The sequence below is a fragment of the uncultured Porphyromonas sp. genome, from assembly GCF_938023125.1.
Lineage (GTDB): Bacteria > Bacteroidota > Bacteroidia > Bacteroidales > Porphyromonadaceae > Porphyromonas.
In genome coordinates, this window is sequence record NZ_CALHDW010000010.1 from 1 (window position 1) to 19432 (window position 19432).

The following is a 19432-nucleotide window of genomic DNA, read 5'->3' on the forward strand; positions in this document are numbered from 1 at the left end:
ATATCGCTTACGCAGCATCATCTTGTCCCACAAGGATGGGAAAATAAAAATGACGGACTTGGAACAGAAAAAAGCCGTGCATCGAGGGCAGAAATCCCCGATACACGGCATTTAGTCTTTAGTTGAGAGTATGAGTGCTACCCCTCGCTCTTGAGAGGTAGCTCTCAGTATTACTTAGGAAGGTTGCTAGCCCAATCGTCGTTTTGCTGCGTCATGAAACCGGCATTGATTTCGCTAGCAGGGATGGGGAATACTGCGTTGTAAGGCTTAAAGTTGGCCTTACCTGCGATGGTGGCAGTAGCCTCGGTACGACGGAGGTCGAAGTAACGATTCCCTTCGGTGAATAGCTCGCGGATACGCTCTTCTGCAATGAACTTGAGAAGGTCTTCCTTAGTAGAAGGCAGATCAGCCACAGCCGTGATGGCAGGATTGCGCTTCGCCGTATAGAGGAGAGCTGCCTGGGCATCTGCCACATTACCAAGCTGAGCAGCAGCTTCGGCCTTGATGAGGTAAACCTCTGATAGACGGATAACGTGGATGTTGCTCACAGCCTTAGCCGTAGGAGTTCCTTCATACTTGAGCGTTCTCGAAGACTTAGCATGAAACAACTTAGCGCGGTAGTCACCTTCTTTAAAGAAGGGTTGTACGAAGGTAAGGTCAACAATACCCTTATAACTACCATAGAGCGTATTGAGAGCATTGGCACTAAGGTTGTCGTTGTCACTCTTTACAATGGTGAAGACATCTTCGGGAACAGCAGCTACCGTATTCCACATTGAGAGGTAATCACTCTCCCCAACTTTTACATCCTTGTAGGTCTTGCTCGTAAGCACTACATCGGCAGCAGCCGCAGCCCCGGCATAGTCTCTCATGTAGAGAAGAACCTTAGCCTCGATAGCCTTGAGGTTGATCGGGTTGATAAAGAAGGGGCTGACCTCCTTATTATCGTAGGTATAAGCCTTTGCGATAAGCTCTAGGATATATTTATATGTATCCTCTAGAGAGGTACGTTCCACCTTTACTTCGGGCTTTACAAGCTCGTCCTTGATAAGGATAAGACCCAAGCCGGGAGCATGCTCTGCACTATAAGCCTTGCAGAAGAGGTTAGAAAGGTAGAAGTAGGTAGCCGCCTTAAGTCCGTAGAATTGCTGGAGGCAATTGGTAAGAATCTGCTTGTCTGCATCAGTAGTGAGCGTAGGCATGATATGGTTAGCCCCCTCAATACCACGGGTACAAGCGGATATAATTACATACCCGGCGGTCCACATTTCCTCAAGGTCACCGGTGTTTTCGTCGAACGTCCACCCATTCATATGAAGAAAGTGACCCGTGCCCGCATTTGCCTTGGAGATATCGCCACAGAAGTCTCCGGTGGCTACGTAGTTACGCCCCATAAAGCGATAACCACCAAACTGCTGCATAGCTCCATTGAGAGCACTAACTACATCCTGCACATTCTCCATGGGTTTATCACCATCGGTATTGTGCGTGAGGGGTAGATCCATATTGCAACCTGTAAGCAAAAGAGCTGCGACAACCCCTAGGAATGAAACAAATATCTTTTTCATAATGATCAGTCTTTATACGATGAATACTCCATTAGAAACCAAGTGACAAACCGGCTGTGAAGCGAACGGGTACGGGGTAGTTCCACCAAGCAATACCATTGGCAGCTACACTTGCGGGGTCGAAACCACGGTAGTTCTTAGCCGTGAGTGTAAATAGGTTTTCACCACTTACGAATACACGTACCGAGTTAAGACCGATTGTCTTAAATGACTTGCTACGGAAAGTATAACCAAGCATAACATTCTGGAGCTTGAGGTAGCTACCATCCATCAAGAAGCGTGTAGAGCTCTTATTCCAAGAGATAGAAGAATCGTCTACAAGCATAGGAACGAGTGCATTGTCACCAGGCTTCTTCCAACGGTTGTCGGCTACATATTGGATATAGTTCTTACCGAAACCATTGCCGACCTGCTCGTCGTAACGGAGGTGGTTACCATAGATCTTGCCACCCAAAGAGCAACTGAGTTGGAATGATGCATCGAAGTCTTTGTAACGGAAGTCAGTCTTGAAACCGCCTTGGAAGTCGGGACTAGCCTTACCTACTTCACGCTCCTTGGCCTCGTTGTAATCGGTTGTAATCTCCTTACCTTTTTTGCCCTTGTACCAAGTGCCGACCCCGGTTTGAGGATCAACCCCTGCCCATTCTTTGAGGTAGAACGTATAGATATCGTTGCCAACCTTACGGATCTGAGCCCCTTCGATGATAGGATTCTCGTTGCTCAACTTAGTAAGAGTATTCTTGTTGTGTGAGCCATTGATGGTGAAGGTAAGCTGGGTATCTTTTGTCTTGATAGCGTCAACAGCGACTGTGAATTCAACCCCCTTATTATTAAGAGAACCGAGGTTTTTGTAATAAGCAACACCGCCATAGTAGGTAGGAAGCCCTACAGCAGACGAGATGGGCACCTCGAATACCATGTCTTTGGTATCGTGGTTGTAGAAGTCGAATCCAATGCTCAAGATATCGAAGAGACGAGTATCGAACCCTACGTTAAACTTCGCCGTTTGCTCCCATTTGAGGTCAGGATTTGCATACTGAAGGAAGAGGCTACCGGGGAGGTTGTTGTAGGAATAACCGAAGTTATAGAGCGAACGGCCTGCATACCAACCCGAACCAACAGACTGGTTACCGGAGGTACCGTAGCTGATACGGAGGGTGAGGTCGTTGAGCCAATCTTCTGTTTTTGCCATAAATGCTTCATTGCTCATGCGCCACTTAGCACCGAGAGCCCAGAAGGGAGCCCAACGATTCTTTTTGCTGAAACGAGAGGAAGCATCGTAGCGGAAGCTAGCCGAGAGATAGTAACGGCTTGCATAGTTATACTCTGCATTAGAGAGGAAGCTGAGGAGGCGAAGCTCGTCAGACCACTGTTTAGCTTCTGCGGGGATAGAGGCAAGGATAATATCCGTAAGCGTCTCCAAAGGATAGTTCTTTGCTGCAAGGTATGCACTCTTACTGTAGGTACGCTGCCCTTCTTGCCCAACTAGGGCATTGAGGTGATGCTCACCCCAGCTCTTATTGATGTTGAACGTATTGGTAATGGTGGTGTAGAAATTGAGGTAGTGACCATTTTCACCCATAGCGCGCATATCGCGGCCTTGTGGCTGCAAGAAAGACCAGTAACCGAAGTCGTCTAGATAGTAAGCATCGAGACCAAAACGAGAGGTAAAGCTGAGCCAATCGGTAAACTTAAGAGTAGCATACGGAGAGAAAAGCACACGGTATTGTGTCCCCATATTCTTATCCCCATATTTACTACGTTGAGCAACCGGGTTGAATTTATTGATTGTCTTGAAATTCCAATTCCCCTTCTCATCTTTGATGGGGCTCATTGGGCTCTGCATGAATGCTTGTGTAATGGGATCTGAGAAGTAACCACCACCGACACCCATATTGGTCGTTGTCATAGACAAAGAGGTGTTCATCCCATAGGAGAAGAAGTCAAAAGGAGCTTGATCCAAGTTGAGACGAAGAGCATAACGCTCAAGGTCTTTGCCTCGTACAATACCCTTATCGTTCATATAATCGAACGAAACAAAGTAACGAGGCGAGCGAGGTGTATCACCACCACCACTTAGATCGAGATTATAGCTTTGTTGGAAGCCTGAGCGAGTAACCTCTTTGAGCCAATCGGTACCGGCACCGTCTACATTGGGGATATCTGTATACCACTCAAGGAAAGCAGCAGCTCCGGCAGCATCGGCGGTGAGTCCGAGAGAATATTTATTATTGTAATTATCAAACAGAGAACTGAGTCCTAGAGAGCTGTATTGGTGGGTATTAAGAATACCTTCTGTGACGAGTTCTTTATAAGTAGCGGCATTGACGGGACGATAGCCATTGAGTGTAGCTGGCATCATACTAGACCCCATGCGAGCCGAGAAGTTCATTTTGAATCCGGCGCGACCGCGCTTGGTGGTAATTACAATCACACCATTGGCAGCACGAGCACCATAAATAGAGGTAGCGGTAGCATCCTTGAGCACGGTGATAGATTGGATATCGTCTGAGTTCAAGGTAGAGAGAGGAGAAACCTGCACCCCTTCACTCGTACGGTTACCCAATACACCGGTTTCGAAAGGCACCCCGTCGATTACGTACAGAGGTTGTGTACCGGAGTTGAGGGAGTTACGCCCACGCACGAAGATGGTGGTAGGAGCACCGGGCTGACCGCTCGATTGGCTCATTTGAAGACCTGGGATATTACCGTTGAGGGCATTGATCGGGTTGGCATCAAACTTAGCTTTTACCGTTTCGGCGCCTACAGAGCTTGCAGCTCCGGTGAAGGCCTTCTTACTCGTGGTGGTGTAACCCGTAACAACGACTTCTTCCATCACCTTTGAGTCTGAGCTAAGTACTACCTTGAGATCACCTCCGGAAATGGCAACCTCTTCTGTCTTCATCCCCATAAAACTAACGAGGAGCGTTTTGGCAGACGAAGGAACTTCTAATCGGAATTTCCCATCGAAGTCGGTAGTAGTCCCCTTGGTCATATCCGATTTGACAACAACGGCAGCCCCAATTACGGGAGAACCGTCGTCTGCAGACGTGACCGTACCCTTGACGACTCTTGTCTGAGCCGTCGCTAAACCCACTGAAACGAGCAGTGCGGTTAACAGCAATACAAACTTTTTCATACTCTTACTATTTAAGTTAGATTCTATCTATTACCTTCTTGGTGGGGAAAAACTAAAGGGCCGCTCCCTCTAGCTCTGTGTTTTTGCAATCTGCAAAACCTCTTCAATACTACCTCTTTGAAAGATTTTGAAATAGACTTCTGGCGATATTGCTAGCCTAGAGAACCTATTAAAATCATTTCGCAATACAAATATACACTATCCAACCATATGTGCAATACTTGAGAGAATTATTTTTTAATGAAGCAATGTGTTTTGCAAGGATCATTTTACAAACAAGAGCAAAACCAGGCGAAATCAACAAATTTAGAAAGGAGGGCAGCGGGTGATATTCGGCAAAAGAAAAAGAACAGCGAGTACAAACAGAGACAACCAAGAAAGCCGGAAATAGGATAGAACCCCTAGGGTTTAAGAAGAGAATAATCAGATAGAAACAAAGAAAAGTCTCCTATAGACATTCTGTCAATCCGAGGAGAAAATGCAATTATTATAAATTAGAAAACGAAATTGCAGCGTAACAAAAATAAATAGACATAAAGCAAAACGAGGAGAAATACTCATCTACAAAACAAAGGAGCAAGGGGATACCTCCATGGAAAGAGAGGACATGCGAACTAGAGGCATCGGGCAAGAAGTCCCCCCAAAAAACAGCCTACCCCTCCCGCCTTCTTGGCTAAAAGGGAAATCGAAACCAGCTAATATACTCCCCGAAACCACCCTAAACTTCCCACAAACTCACCCTGGAAATCTCCGGAAACCACCTAGCATCCGCCCCCGAATCCACCCTAAACTCCCCACAAATCCGGACAAAAAAGGGGGCTGCAACCGCCATGGTCGCAACCCCCGTAGGTTAAACCCGCACTATCGTAGAGTGTTATTCTCTACGAGAAATCAGTTCTTAAAGAGACTTTTCTAGCTTATCAAGTTCTGCAAGATTCTGTGCTGCAGCCTTGCATCCTTGCTGCTGAGACTTTTCGAAATAGCCACGAGCCTTCTTGTAGTCGCCCATCTGTGAGTAGGCAATCCCGAGGTTGTTGTTTGCTTCGGGGGTATCGCCAGCCTTACGAAGGTGGTTAATAGCCTTTTCGTATAGACCATTTTCGAGAAGAGCAGAACCCGTATTTAGATTCGCAATAGGATCATTGGGGAAGAGAGCAACAGCCGTCTCAAATACTTCGATGAAGTTCTTGCTACCCTTTTCATAGGTATTAGCCACATGGAAAAGCTCTTCGAGACTGAGCTGACCGGGCTTGGTACGATATACCTGGAGAGCCTCTTCGACAGAGAATCCCTTAACCACATAGCTCACGCTATACACGTTGCGACGAAGAGGAGGATAGAGCTCCTTGAGTAATCTAGCATAGGTAGCACCCCCATCGAGAGCCGAGATAGCAGCTTCACGCTTGAGGTCTGTATCGTACTTATCAATGATCTCAATAATCTGAACTTTATTAGAGAGAGAGCTTTCTTCCACAGCCTTGCGAAGACCATCCCAGTCCTCACCATGCCAATTGATCTTCATACGATTAGGAGCGATCTTGTAGGTAGACTGCAAATAGTTGGCAAATGAATAAGCACGGTTCTTAGAGAGTGTAATGTTGCTTTGGAAGTTACCTTCCGGAGAAGCGTAACCATCAATAGCAAAGTCACTTACCCTAAGATTCTTGTCGTTGATAAAGGACTTGATAAAGTCATCTACACGCTTAAACTCAGCCGCATTGTCGCCAAAATCTTTAAGAAGTTCGCTACGACCTTGCTTATAGTTAAAGCGAGCTTCTTGCTTATCGGCACGCTGCTTAACCGCTTCTACCGCAGGCTTTACATAAAGATTTTGATATTGGGGCTTGTAGGGATCTTCGTAAACTCGTGCAAAGACATAGGGTGCAGCGCCGGCATTGGGGCAGCTGGCACAACCTAGCCGTTGCTCAGAAACACCGAAGCTAGCATCGTGCATCCACTCTTCGTAAGGGATCTCCTGAGAGTAATGCACTACGGATTCTCCCTTAAGAGACTTGAGCTTGTAAAGCTGAGCGGGAGGCATAAAGAGGTGGCTAGCATTACCCAAGGCGATCTTACGACGCGTTGTGATATACTTATTATTACCTGCGAGCATAAGACCGGGAAGAAGCTTCGGCTCCTCTTTATTGGCACCAAGAATCTGAGGTATAACAAAGAGCATCTCGGTAGACTTGAGGTCTGAGAGAGAATTCAAGTCGACGTCGAAGTCAATCTTCACAGCCTTTGTTTTCCCTTGGTTATCCTTCACGCGAGCAATCTTAAGGTTCTGATAGCGATTAGGGATGTTATCCTGAGCACGACCCACTTGTATACCAAGGAACAAGAGGGAAAGGGCGAGAAATAGTTTATTTAGTTTCATTATCGTTACTTTATCTATAGGGTTATGGTAAATAAATAAGGACTTCCCACAAGGAAAAATGTTAGTCAAAGAGATACACTAGAGAGAGGGTCGCCTTTGTAATGCCGAGGTAATTAGCATCGCCTTCGCCACACTTAGGACCGCACTTTTCTTTATTAAACTTCTCGAACCAAATGTGGTTGTAGCCGCCACCAAGGCTGGCTTCGAAGTTCCAATGATTACTCAAAACCCATTGATAACCTACACTGATCCCCCCTCCAAGGTACCAACCTTGATAGCGGAAGTTGGGCAAATTTTCGATCATCTTTTCACCCCAAGTATAGGCTAGAGGTGGGAGCTTAAGACCTCCAATATTGAACTGCCCTCCCATGGCATGTACACCAAAGAAGAATCCATCAAACTTCTCACAAGTCCAAAAGCGCAACTCGGGTTGTGCCAACCAATGGTGCCATTTGGTATTGTCCTTCATGAGGGTGAAGTTATTAAAAGCTCCGTACAAATCTAAAGTTGTACGACTACCGAGACCGATCTCGAGAGCTAAATTTGGGGTAACTGTTGCGAGGTGCGGCAAATTGGTTTTGAGAGCAACCTTTTGCGCAAAAAGTGCACAAGGCATGAGCAACGCAACAAGTGAAATGATAATTCTTTTCTTCATATGTTTATGCAAAATCTAATTCTTCTTTTGGTTATAAGACACCCTTCAAGGTAACCCCACTCGCGCGCTCTACAAGTACACTTACCCTCTAGGGCTCCTCATCTCACCCGCAAAGGTAGGTTTTTTTTCTATACAGACAACATTTTGGTCGAATTCTAACATCTCTTATAAAATACAGCCCAAAGCACACTAAATTGCAAGCACACGCCCCAAAGCGCATTGGGCGAATCCCTATATATAATAGGTGTACCCAACATCCCCCCCCCAAGGAGAGGCTCCGGAGACTTATTATATAGAATTCAACAAACTACACACCCTTCACAAAAACGGAATACACAATGCTCCAAATCGCCCACAGACGGCAACATTTCGATAGAGCCATAAGGAAAATAATTTCTCTTGCCCTGAAGATTTTTTTAGTCATTCTATTGATAATGAGTGATACGTGGCAAAAATGGGATATCTTTGCCCTCGTATAGAAAATATGAACACATAGAAAATACGAAAAACTATGAGACTAAATGTATTCCGTTTGCTCTGTGCTATCTCTCTTTTGATAGCCGGAGTAGGGGTGTCCTTTGCCCAGGTTATAGTTACCGGTCAGGTATTGGATGCTGAGAGTAATGCTCCGGTTATTGGAGCATCAGTAACTACGGGACAAGGATCTTCCCTCAGAGGGGTGACCTCCGACTTCGATGGAAAGTTCCGTATAGACGTACCTCATCGTGCCAAGATTACGATTCGTAGCATCGGTTACAATCAAATCATTTTGGATAAAGTAGGTACCGGTGCTAAGAGCATCGACCTCGGGAAAGTTATGTTGACGCCCGATGCCGTGAGCCTTGGTCAGGTAGAAGTGATTGCCTCTGTAGTGCCAAAGGATCGTAAGGTGCCCGTACCCGTGAGCAATATCTCCCTCAAGCAAATCGAGTCTAAGGCATTTAACACAGAATTCCCAGAGCTTCTCAAGTCCACTCCCTCTGTGTACGTAACTCGTTCCGGCGGTGGATTCGGAGACTCTCGTATCATGATGCGTGGGTTCGACACCGACAACCTCGGGGTACTTATCAACGGAGTTCCTGTAAACGACATGGAAGGTGGTAAGGTATATTGGAGCAACTGGGCCGGACTTTCGGACGTATCTTCGATGGTGCAAGTACAACGCGGTCTCGGAGCTTCTCGCCTCGGTATCTCTTCTGTAGGGGGGACCATTAACATCGTAACCAAGAACACAGATGCCAAGAAGGGCGGCAACGTCTTCATGGGCATCGGCAACGATGGTTATGTAAAGTATGGCTTCAACGTCTCTACAGGTCTTATGGAGAATGGCTGGGCTATCACCGCATCCGGCAACACCTCTTATGGTGATGGTTATGTAAAGGCTACGGACTTCCGTGGGTACAGCTACTTCCTCAACATCTCTAAGAAGATCAATGAGGCACACACTCTTTCGTTCACAGCCTTTGGTGCTCCCCAGTGGCACAACCAGCGTTCTGCTCGTCACCTCCAATCTCAATACGAGACTCACCCCGATGGCATTCGCATGAACCTTGAGTATGGTTACCTCGATGGTAAGGTACTTACTCCCCGCTACAACTTCTACCACAAGCCCCAACTCTCTTTGAACCACTACTGGACAATCAACGACAAGTCCTCTCTCAGCACGGCTATCTACGCCTCTATTGCTTCGGGTGGTGGCCGTCGTGTAGATGGTATCAGAGACAAGAATGGGTTCTACAGCAACTGGATCGAAGCTTACAAGGGGCAACGTTCTTTCCAAATGATTAAGGACAACTCCGGAAACATCATCGGTCCTAACCCCACTAACTTTAAGGCTACCCCTGATGGCTTGATCGACTGGGAAGCTGTATATGCCGCCAATGCAGCTAATGGAGACAAGGGTTCTCAGGTAATCCTTGGTAACAGCGTAAACAACCACAAGTGGTTCGGCTTGCTCTCTTCTTATCGCAATCGTCTTGATGAAAACTACACCTTGACTGCCGGTTTCGATGGTCGCTATTATCGTGGAGACCACTACAAAGAAGTTTATAGCTTACTTGGTGGTCAAAACTTCCAAAGCCTTCTCTTCCAATCTCAAGTAGATGGCGGCAAGACAGCGCTCAACAAGGGAGATAAGTATGATTACCACAACATAGGAGAGGTTATTTGGGCCGGTCTATTTGCTCAGGGCGAGTTCACGAGCGAAATGTTCGACGCCTTCTTATCAGGTTCTTTGACCTATGAAGGTTACCGCTACCTCGTACCCGAAGGTTATAGCACAACCAATCACGCCAACTTCCTCAGCAACCCCCTCTACGGAGCTGACTTCGTAAAGCGTACAGCCAGTGACCGAGTTAATCTCATGCCTTGGAGCATCAAGGCCGGGGCTTCGTACAAGTTCCTCGACTACAACAACTTCTTCTTCAACGCAGGATACTTTACTCGTGCTCCTAAGTTTGCCGGTGCTTTCCTCAACTATTCGACACAAGTAAACAACCACCTCACCAACGAAAAGATCATGACGGTAGAGCTCGGTTACGGCTTCCAGAACGAAGTCTTCCGCGCCAACCTCAATGGTTACTTCACAAAGTGGGACGATCGCTTCCTCCGTCGTAATAGCGTACTCGAAAAGAATCAGTACTGGAACTTCCGTAACCTCTCTGCTATCCACAAGGGTATCGAGCTTGATTTGGAATACCGTCCTGTAAAGGAGCTACGTCTTACCGGTATGTTCTCTCTCGGCGATTGGCGCTGGGGTGGCATCTCTAAGTACGACATCTACAATGAGTCTCAAGAGTTCTTGGGAGAAGGCCAGATCGACCTTAATGGGGTACACGTAGGTAACTCTGCACAGATCACAGCGGCTGTAGGATTCGACTGGGAAGTATTCCCCCACCTACACCTCCGTGGTAACTACAACTACTATGGCAAGAACTTTGCAGACTTCGAGCCTACAAACCGTCTCACAAAGAAGGGTTCTGTAGTAGAAGTCTTCACAGGTGATGCTTGGAAGATGCCTAACTACTCTCTCGTAGACCTCTCTGCCAGCTACAACTTCGAGCTCTACAAGGGTATGAATGCAACGATCTTTGGTGGTGTGAATAACCTCCTCAACACCAAGTATATTGCAGACGCTACCGACGGCAGCAAGCTTGATGCAACTACAGGCCTCCGCACGGGTGAAGACGCTCTTGTATGGTACGGCTTCGGACGCACCTGGCAAATGGGTATGCGTGTGAACTTCTAATAAATCCCAAAAGGGGGAGGAAAGATTTTCTTCCCTCCCCCTTTGATCCCAAATGATAGATTTACCTTCGTCTATCTACGAGCCCTCCCTCTGTTGCAATGCTAAGGGGAGGGCTTACCTTTTTCTCTTGCCTCCTACTCAAAAGTGGGAGAGTGGAGATTCCAGCCTATACGCTACCCTACGCTCCCCCCCTATCCACAAGAGGATTAGCAAGGAGGGCAAGATTATGATACACACCAACCAACAGAGGGCACGCGTGTGTCTACTTTGTTTACTACTACTGATGGCGAGACCCATAAAAAAAGCGCGAGGAGAACGGATTAAGGTAATGACCTATAACGTGGAGAACCTCTTCGACACCATGCACGATGAGGGGAAGAACGACTATGAATTTCTTCCCGAAGGAGCCAACGAATGGACCCGAGAACGCTACCTCCGCAAGCTACGCAATGTGAGCGAGGTGATTAGTGATGTGGGCGGCGTGGGCTGGCCCCTTTTGGTTGGCTTGGTAGAGGTGGAAAACGAGGTTGTCATGGACGATCTCTTACACAGCACTCCGCTCGGGGCAAGAGGCTACGAATATGCCATCACCCACAGTCCGGACGAGCGAGGAATTGACGTTGCCCTACTCTACATCAAAGACCTGTTTTGCCCCGACAAAATAGAGGAGTTTCAGGTAAAGTTCCCCCACAGCCCCAACACGCACTCTCGTAATATACTACACGTGCATGGCCGTCTCTTCAATGGAGTGCCGCTACACGTTATGGTTGTACACCTTCCCTCCCGACGAGAAGGCAAGAGAGTTTCGGATCTCAAGCGGCAAGACGTAGTATCCCAACTGCAAGCCAAGTGCGATAGCATTCTGCATCACGATCCGGGGGCCTCTATTCTAGTAATGGGAGACTTCAACACCACCCCTCGAGATCCCATTACGCACATTTGGGCCCATCCGCTGGCCTCAAGACGCACCGCCTACCGCACAGACCTGATGTACGACCTCACCTCTCTCGTTCCCTCCGGAGTGATCCCCGGGAGCTATCGTTATCGTGGGGTATGGCAGCAAATAGACCGCATCGTGGCAAGTGGCAGCATGCTTTTACCGGACAACCCCATCACCTACCTTTGGGAGAGCGCCCGCTCCGTAATGATGCGCCGCTGGATGCAGATGGATGCCGATGGCGAACTCTCCCCTAAGCGCACCTATGGAGGACATTTCTATATAGGCGGAGTAAGCGACCACCTGCCCGTAGTAGCCGAGTTCGTACTCGCCCGCAAGGAGGAGCTGTAACCGGGCGCTTCACCGGCCCTCGCTCGCAGAGAAGAGCGACCGAGAGGCTAAGGCGAGCAAAGCCCAAAGGAAGAGAGAGGGGTATTTTACCTCTCTTCTCCCATTTTAGCCACAGCGAGACCTCTGCAAAAGTGCAGGCTGAAAAGCACACCAATCCTTGCCCTAAATATTTTCCGTTTTAGGCCTAAAAGAAAATATTTCTTCCCTGGTTTTCTTCCATTTTTCAGGCAGCAATCCCCTCCATTTCTCCCTAAGAAAAAGTTCCTCATAGGGGTCGCCTCTTTTTCCGCCTAAGCCATTCTTCTTTTGTTTTTCCTTATCTACTCACCTCCGGATGGGCGTAGTAGCGACAAATAGCGACTCGACAGCTCGAATTGCTTAGTGCAGATGGCATTTTTTCGAAGGAAGTGTTAAGAGGATTTTTAGTTGAGCAGCCTCTCTATTTTATTCTATTTTTGACACATTCCCTGAGTCTCCGACTACAACACAGTAAATCATTGCGGACTTTTCTTTCATCCCTATTTATGGATTTACAGTCTAGCAACATTCTTTATCGCATTAAGTAGGTATGTATCGGATTTTAGTTGTACCTTTGGGGAGCGGATGAGAATGTATGAAAAAAGCAACTCCGGCATGGCCTCCCAGAGAGCCAGCGGGTGATTTTTCTTCTTGCCCACCCCTCACCCTTTAGGGCGCATAGATGTACGTAAGAAAAAACGTAAAGGAAGAACAGAAAGTGAACATATAATTCTAATTAGACAGATAGAGAATAATGGCGAAAGTTAGAGGAGCTGTTGTGGTCAATCAGCAGCGTTGTAAAGGTTGCAATCTCTGCGTCGTGGCTTGTCCTACGCAGGCGATTAGCTTGCATCCCGATCACATGAATGACAAGGGATATCACTATTGTTACATGAGCAATCCTGAGGCTTGCATCGGCTGCACTAGTTGCGGTATGGTATGCCCCGATGGTTGCATCTCCGTGTATAAAGTAACTCAGAAATAAGCTAAGGACTACAAAGAGATATGGCAGCAGAAATTAAACTGATGAAGGGCAATGAGGCACTAGCTCATGCCGCTATTCGTGCAGGTATGGATGGTTATTTTGGCTATCCTATTACTCCCCAATCCGAAGTACTTGAGACTCTCACTGCAGAAAATCCTGAAGATGTTACCGGTATGGTGGTGCTACAGGCCGAAAGTGAAGTCTCTTCTATCAATATGGTCTATGGCGGTGCCGGCGCCGGTAAGAAGGTGATGACCTCTTCTTCTAGCCCTGGTGTTAGTCTTATGGCCGAAGGTCTTAGCTACCTCGCCGGTGCTGAGCTTCCTTGCCTTGTTGTAAACGTTATGCGTGGGGGTCCCGGTCTTGGTACCATCCAACCCAGCCAGGCAGACTACTTCCAGGCAACTAAGGGCGGTGGTCACGGCGACTATCACCTCATCGTCCTTGCCCCCAACTCGGTACAAGAAATGGTAGACTTTGTAGACCAAGGTATCGAACTTGCATTCAAGTACCGCAATCCCGTGATGATGCTTTCTGATGGTATCATCGGGCAAATGATGGAAAAAGTAGAACTTCCCGACTTCAAGCCTCGTCGCACCGATGCTGAAATCAAGGAAAAATGTCCTTGGGCTACTACCGGTGCTACGGGCGGTAAGCGTCACATCATTACGTCTCTAGAGCTCGACTCTGCCGTAATGGAAAAGAACAACGAACGCTTCCAAGCTAAGTATGCCGAAATTGCTAAGAACGAAGTTCGCTACGAAGAATATATGACAGATGATGCCGACTACGTGCTCGTAGCCTTCGGGTCTTCTGCTCGTATCTGCCAAAAGGTGGTACAAATTGCTCGTGAGAACGGTATCAAGGTTGGGCTTCTCCGTCCTATTACTCTTTGGCCATTTGCTTATGACGAAATTGCTCGCCTCAGCAAGCAGGTAAAGGGCTTCCTCTCTGTAGAGCTCAACGCCGGTCAGATGGTAGAAGACGTACGCCTTGCCGTGGAAGGTCGCGTACCCGTAGCTCACTACGGCCGTATGGGAGGGATGCTCTTCTCTCCGGACGAAGTACTTGATGCCCTCAAAGAACGTATCATTAATCGTAAGTAAAGAGAGTAACGAGAGATTCCTTGGCATATAGTACTCCCCCTTCTTCTTCGACGACCCAACCTGAGATACTGGATGGCTCCCCCCTAGAGAGGGACGAGGCATGCGAAGAAAGAGGGATGCAAACCTCCAAAGAAAACGACCCCTAGAGCCAGAGAGAAAATGAAAGAAAAGAATCTCAAACGATGGATCACCATCTGCGACATAGCATTCTTTGCCCTCATCGTACTGATGATCGCCCTCTTCTTTTTCTTCCGCACCTCGGAGGGCAATAAGCTAGCCTTCCTTTGGGCAGCTATCCCTGCGGTGGTAGTGCGAGTTGCTAGCTATGTGCTAAGACATATAAACCGATAAACAAGATATTACAATGAATACGACAGACGAAAAGGTTCTCTCTTTTGAAGACATCGTAAAGCCGGAGAACTTGGTGTATGAGAAGCCTCGTCTTCTCAACGATAATACGATGCACTACTGCCCAGGCTGTAGCCACGGGGTTGTGCACAAGTTGATTGCTGAGATCATCGACGAGATGGGGCTCGCAGAAGAAAGCGTGGGTATTGCCCCCGTAGGTTGCTCTGTGTTTGCCTACAACTACATCGATATCGACTGGCAAGAAGCTGCCCACGGACGTGCTCCAGCCCTTGCAACAGCCATCAAAAGACTGTATCCTAGCAAGTTGGTCTTCACCTATCAAGGTGACGGTGACCTCTCTGCTATCGGTACGGCTGAAACGATCCACGCTGCCAACCGTGGTGAAAATATCGTAATTATCTTTATCAACAACGGTATCTATGGTATGACCGGTGGTCAGATGTCTCCCTCTACCCTCATAGGCATGAAGACGGCTACCTGCCCCCAAGGTCGTGATGTAAAGCGCAACGGTTACCCCATCTCTATGTCTAACCTCTTGGCAGAGCTGGATGGTACTTGCTACGTAACTCGCCAGACGGTACACACAATGCCCGCTGTACGCAAAGCAAAGAAAGCGATCATTAAGGCTTTCGAAAACTCAATGGCCGGCAAGGGTTGCTCTGTAGTAGAAATCGTTTCAACTTGTAACACAGGTTGGAAGATGTCGCCTGCTAAAGCTAACGACTGGATGATGGAAAATATGGCTCCTAAGTACACTTTGGGAGACCTCAAGGATGTAGATAACCAATAATCCCACGAGATAAGTAAGATGACACACGAAATAGTAATTGCAGGCTTTGGTGGTCAAGGCGTGCTCTCATTGGGTAAGATCATAGCCTACTCCGGGCTAATGGAGAACAAGGAAGTTAGCTGGATGCCTTCATATGGTCCCGAGCAGCGCGGTGGTACGTCTAATGTTACCGTTATCGTAAGCGACGAGAAGGTTAGCTCTCCGGTTGTGAACCAATACGACATCGTTATTGCGCTCAATCAACCCTCGCTTGATAAGTTTGCTCCCCGCGTAAAGAAGGGTGGCATCCTTATCTACGAACCCAATGGTATCCACACTAAGACTACGCGCGATGATATCCGTATCTACTCGGTAGACGCTACCGAAGAAGCTCTTAAGTTGGGTAACGACAAGGCTTTCAACATGATTATCCTCGGCGGTCTTCTCAAGATCGTACCTGTGGTAAAACTTGATAGCGTGATAGCAGGTCTCAAGAAGTCTCTTCCCGAGCGCCATCATAAGCTCATCCCCATGAATGAGAAAGCAATCCAGATTGGTATGACTGCCATCAAGCAGGAGAACTAATCGGAGATCTTTCTCACATTTCGAGTATCAGCACTCCTTGCCCCCCCTTTTCTTGTGGGAGCAGGGAGTGCTTTTCTTTCTATCCATCTCACCTTTTCGTTCATACTATTTTGCCTCTCCGGAGCGTTATTCTATCATGAAGAAGGTATCCTATTTTTTGCTCCTTCTCTATTTCTCGTTTGGGTTGTCGCCCCATCTTTGGTCGCAACTCAGGGTAGAGGGAGCTCGCCATACGGAGGCAAAGGCACCCGAGGGGCAGCGCATGAAAGTGTTGCTACTCAATGGAGTCTCGTCCACCACCACGCTTTACTTTACGGCCAATAGCGGAGAGCAACTCATGACCTATACCGAAAGTCTGCGGGATGCTAATCCGGTTGCAACAGCGCAATACAATGGTACGGCGTGGCAGTTGGTCAATCCTCCCCTAGGATGTGGTTATTTTGTACAACCCTCGCAGGGTTTACCCGATGCCTATTACTGGCTTATTGACTATGCAAAGCAGCCCTTCCCCAAAGCTCCTTTTGTGGCCGAGATTGATAGCGAAAGCCCTTGTGAGCGAGTAGTACTAAGGGCAGAAGGCGGGTTTACGGACCTCTCTTGTTATACTCCACAAGGCGTTTTGACGCCTATCGCTCGTACGTACAAAGTGCAGTATCAAGATCAAGAGTACGATGCCGCCAATACTATCTTTGTGGAGAAAAAAAGGGTGCAAATGCTACAGCCTCAGCAGGGTGCATTGCGTCTACTAGCCCCTCTTACAGATACCGAATTCACTCTCATGGGCGATGCTTTTTCCGAAGAGTTGGGATACAATTTTGAGCCCCTTCACACCCAAAAGCTATTGGGGCAGCGAGTGGAGGTGCACGGGGACTTACGTCTGGTTAGCTCCACCTCTAAGGCCGACTCATTGCCCAGAGGCTCTCTCCCCCGCTCTCTTTCGGCTCCGGCACAGATCGAGATGCATGCTATTGGCAATGCTCCGGTGGCAACGCTCTTTCAGTGGCGTATCGTGCGAGGGGAGGCAGCGAATGCAGGAAACTCGTCTGTAGTATTCCAGTATTCCGGAGCAGATTGTAGTTACACTTTTACGGAGGCCGGCACCTATACTATTGAGCTTTCGGCCACCTCTCGCAACGGAGTTTGCAGTGCTTCCACAGACAAAGTCACCACCTCGGTACAGACCTCTCGTCTAGAGGTTCCCAATGCTTTTAGTCCCACTTCGTCCCCCGGGATCAACGATGTGTTCCGTGTGGTGCACACCTCGCTTGTGGAGTTTGACGGGCGTATCTACAACGAGTGGGGCAACGAATTGTACCATTGGACGGATCCTAATGGCGGATGGGACGGCACCTATCGGGGGCAATCGGTCTCGGGAGGCGTCTACTATTATGTGATTTATGCCCGAGGAGCCGATGGTAAGGTGTACAATGAACGGGGGCATATCAACGTCTTAGATGGGGATCTGCAAAGCACCCATCCAAACTCTTTCTAACGACTTTCCCAAATACTTTCCCCTGCAATTCCCCCTTTTTCTCCTTGTAGCCATGTCCGATGATGGGAGCGAGAGGCGGTGCTTTAGGTCTAATTTGAGTACCTTCGCCCCCACATTGGCATAGTATAATATATATGAGAAAACTCAAGATAGAGGAGATGCAACGGCTCGATGTAGAGCAGTTTCGCAGCGAAGAGAAGGTGCCCCTTACGTTGGTATTGGATAATGTCCGTAGCTTAAATAACGTAGGGAGTCTCTTCCGCACCGCAGATGCTTTTCGTCTAGAGGGTTTGATTCTTTGCGGTATTACGGGATTACCTCCCCACCCCATGATTCACAAGACGGCACTTGGAGCCGAGCTTAGTGTAGCGTGGGAGCACGCAGAATCTACTTTGGAGGCGGTAGAGCGACTCCGTAGCCAGGGGTATAAGATTTGGGCTCTAGAGCAGGCAACGGATAGTTTATGTCCCGAAGAATCTCCGCTCACTCCGCCCGAGCGAGTTGCCTTGGTCGTTGGGAACGAAGTGCATGGTGTAGCAGACGACGTTATTGCTTGTGTTGATCGTTGCATCGAGATCCCTCAATATGGCACCAAACACTCCCTTAATGTAAGTGTGAGTGCAGGGATCGCCATCTATTCTATTGTGGCAGAATATTTACGGACTATGCCCAACCCTGAATAGTTTCTCCTCCGAGACATACAACATACGCCCACAGAGGAGAGAAGTCACAAGGAGTATACACACACTTAACTAAACTCAAAAACTTTACAGATTAAACTCTTGGCAAAAAAGGCCCATAGGCAAAGAGATTGTCGAAGTGTAGATTAAAATATCCTTCTCAAAAGGTTGAGTATTTCAATTTTATTCATACATTAGCAGCGGAATTTATTACCAACAAGAAAAGAAAGGGTTTGTCGTATGATTACAAAGGAATCAGTACTCTACCTCTCCGCCCTAGCATTACTCTTGGGGTCTTGCGCTAGGGGCACAGTGTCGTCCAACGAAGTAGTGCCCAAGCTCCCCAAAGGACAAGAGAAGCATCGTTCTATTCTCGCCCAGAAAAAGACTCTAGTTACTTTAAATATAAGCTCACATGTATCAGAGATATTAGACCCTAACATTAATATAGAAAGATCATGAAAAAGAGAACTATACTTACCATACTGATGGCCATCGCTTTCCTTCAAGCTTGTACTCCAACATACAAATGGAAAGAACCCAATTGGCATAAGTATGCCATAAATGAGTATTGCATACCAAACGAAGTCATCATCTCTTCCATAAACTCAAAAACAGATGACACCAAACTTTTATGGCATTGCACGTTTAAGAGTCCTGACGAACTACGCATCAAAGAAGATCGCAACAAAGAGAAATTTGAAACGATAGCCCGAGAGCATGGAGAAACAGGGGAAGGGTTTTATAGCTACCCAGGATATGTGTCTTGCTTATATCAAGTAGAAAAAATAGAAATAGTTGGCTTCAAGGGAAAGTCTGAAAGCCTCTTATCCCCTCAATTCTCCTATTGGTTCTACAGTATAGAAGGCTTTATCAAGAGTGGATACAAAAGAAACAAAATGAATGACATAGAAGAAGGAAATCTCGGAGCGATTGGGAAAATGGACTTTTTGGACATGGAATATGGTCTGACTATTTCGTATCCGAAGAGCAAAATGGAAGATAAGTTTGACCGGATTGAATTACGTGTTATACTCAAAGATGGCAAGGTCCTTCACTGTGATATGCCTTTGAAATAGTAGGGCGATCGTCTTTTTATCAAGCGAATGTATGGAAGTCAATAGGCTGGATACATTCGCTTTTGTCGTATATTT

14 protein-coding genes are annotated in these 19432 nt (G+C 47.4%); 10 read left to right on the forward strand and 4 right to left on the reverse strand.

Features of this window, described 5'->3' with window-relative positions:
* Positions 1–170: 170 nt before the first annotated feature.
* The 4 genes from Q0090_RS02595 to Q0090_RS02610 form a co-directional block, all read right to left on the reverse strand.
* The gene (locus tag Q0090_RS02595; RefSeq protein ID WP_297947166.1) at positions 171–1568 is read right to left on the reverse strand and encodes a RagB/SusD family nutrient uptake outer membrane protein; all 1398 of its coding nucleotides are present in this window, start codon (positions 1566–1568) and stop codon (positions 171–173) included.
* 31 nt (positions 1569–1599) lie between these two features.
* Positions 1600–4707, reverse strand: coding sequence for a TonB-dependent receptor (locus Q0090_RS02600; protein WP_297947167.1), 3108 nt, complete (start codon positions 4705–4707; stop codon positions 1600–1602).
* Positions 4708–5605: 898 nt separating this feature from the next.
* Positions 5606–7084 (reverse strand): tetratricopeptide repeat protein, encoded by a 1479-nt coding sequence (locus Q0090_RS02605; RefSeq protein ID WP_297947169.1) that lies wholly within the window; start codon positions 7082–7084, stop codon positions 5606–5608.
* A 61-nt stretch (positions 7085–7145) separates the two neighbouring features.
* On the reverse strand, positions 7146–7739 hold the full coding sequence (locus Q0090_RS02610; RefSeq protein WP_297947171.1) for a DUF3575 domain-containing protein: 594 nt from the start codon (positions 7737–7739) through the stop codon (positions 7146–7148).
* Between the two features lie 511 nt (positions 7740–8250).
* Between Q0090_RS02610 and Q0090_RS02615 the strand changes: the two genes are divergently transcribed.
* The 10 genes from Q0090_RS02615 (at position 8251) to Q0090_RS02660 (ending at position 19357) form a co-directional block, all read left to right on the forward strand.
* Positions 8251–10986 (forward strand): TonB-dependent receptor plug domain-containing protein, encoded by a 2736-nt coding sequence (locus Q0090_RS02615; RefSeq protein ID WP_297947173.1) that lies wholly within the window; start codon positions 8251–8253, stop codon positions 10984–10986.
* Positions 10987–11269: 283 nt separating this feature from the next.
* Positions 11270–12274, forward strand: a complete 1005-nt coding sequence (locus Q0090_RS02620) for an endonuclease/exonuclease/phosphatase family protein (protein WP_297947175.1) — start codon at positions 11270–11272, stop codon at positions 12272–12274.
* A gap of 772 nt (positions 12275–13046) precedes the next feature.
* Positions 13047–13277 (forward strand): 4Fe-4S binding protein, encoded by a 231-nt coding sequence (locus tag Q0090_RS02625; RefSeq protein WP_004333224.1) that lies wholly within the window; start codon positions 13047–13049, stop codon positions 13275–13277.
* Between the two features lie 20 nt (positions 13278–13297).
* On the forward strand, positions 13298–14383 hold the full coding sequence (locus Q0090_RS02630; RefSeq protein ID WP_297947178.1) for a 3-methyl-2-oxobutanoate dehydrogenase subunit VorB: 1086 nt from the start codon (positions 13298–13300) through the stop codon (positions 14381–14383).
* 159 nt (positions 14384–14542) lie between these two features.
* Entirely contained in the window at positions 14543–14734 is a 192-nt protein-coding gene (locus tag Q0090_RS02635; protein WP_297947180.1) for a hypothetical protein, read from the forward strand.
* A 13-nt stretch (positions 14735–14747) separates the two neighbouring features.
* Positions 14748–15542: a thiamine pyrophosphate-dependent enzyme gene (locus tag Q0090_RS02640; protein ID WP_297947182.1), complete on the forward strand. Its 795-nt coding sequence runs from the start codon at positions 14748–14750 to the stop codon at positions 15540–15542.
* Positions 15543–15560: 18 nt separating this feature from the next.
* Positions 15561–16106 carry a 2-oxoacid:acceptor oxidoreductase family protein gene (locus Q0090_RS02645; RefSeq protein ID WP_297947184.1) on the forward strand — a complete coding sequence of 182 codons (546 nt, stop codon included), beginning with the start codon at positions 15561–15563 and terminating at the stop codon, positions 16104–16106.
* Positions 16107–16242: 136 nt separating this feature from the next.
* On the forward strand, positions 16243–17598 hold the full coding sequence (locus Q0090_RS02650; protein ID WP_297947186.1) for a gliding motility-associated C-terminal domain-containing protein: 1356 nt from the start codon (positions 16243–16245) through the stop codon (positions 17596–17598).
* A 134-nt stretch (positions 17599–17732) separates the two neighbouring features.
* Complete coding sequence (locus tag Q0090_RS02655; protein WP_297947188.1) at positions 17733–18281, forward strand: RNA methyltransferase; 549 nt, start codon at positions 17733–17735, stop codon at positions 18279–18281.
* Positions 18282–18736: 455 nt separating this feature from the next.
* A complete protein-coding gene (locus Q0090_RS02660; protein WP_297947190.1) occupies positions 18737–19357 on the forward strand; it encodes a hypothetical protein in 621 nt (206 codons plus the stop codon).
* The last annotated feature ends 75 nt before the right edge of the window (positions 19358–19432 follow it).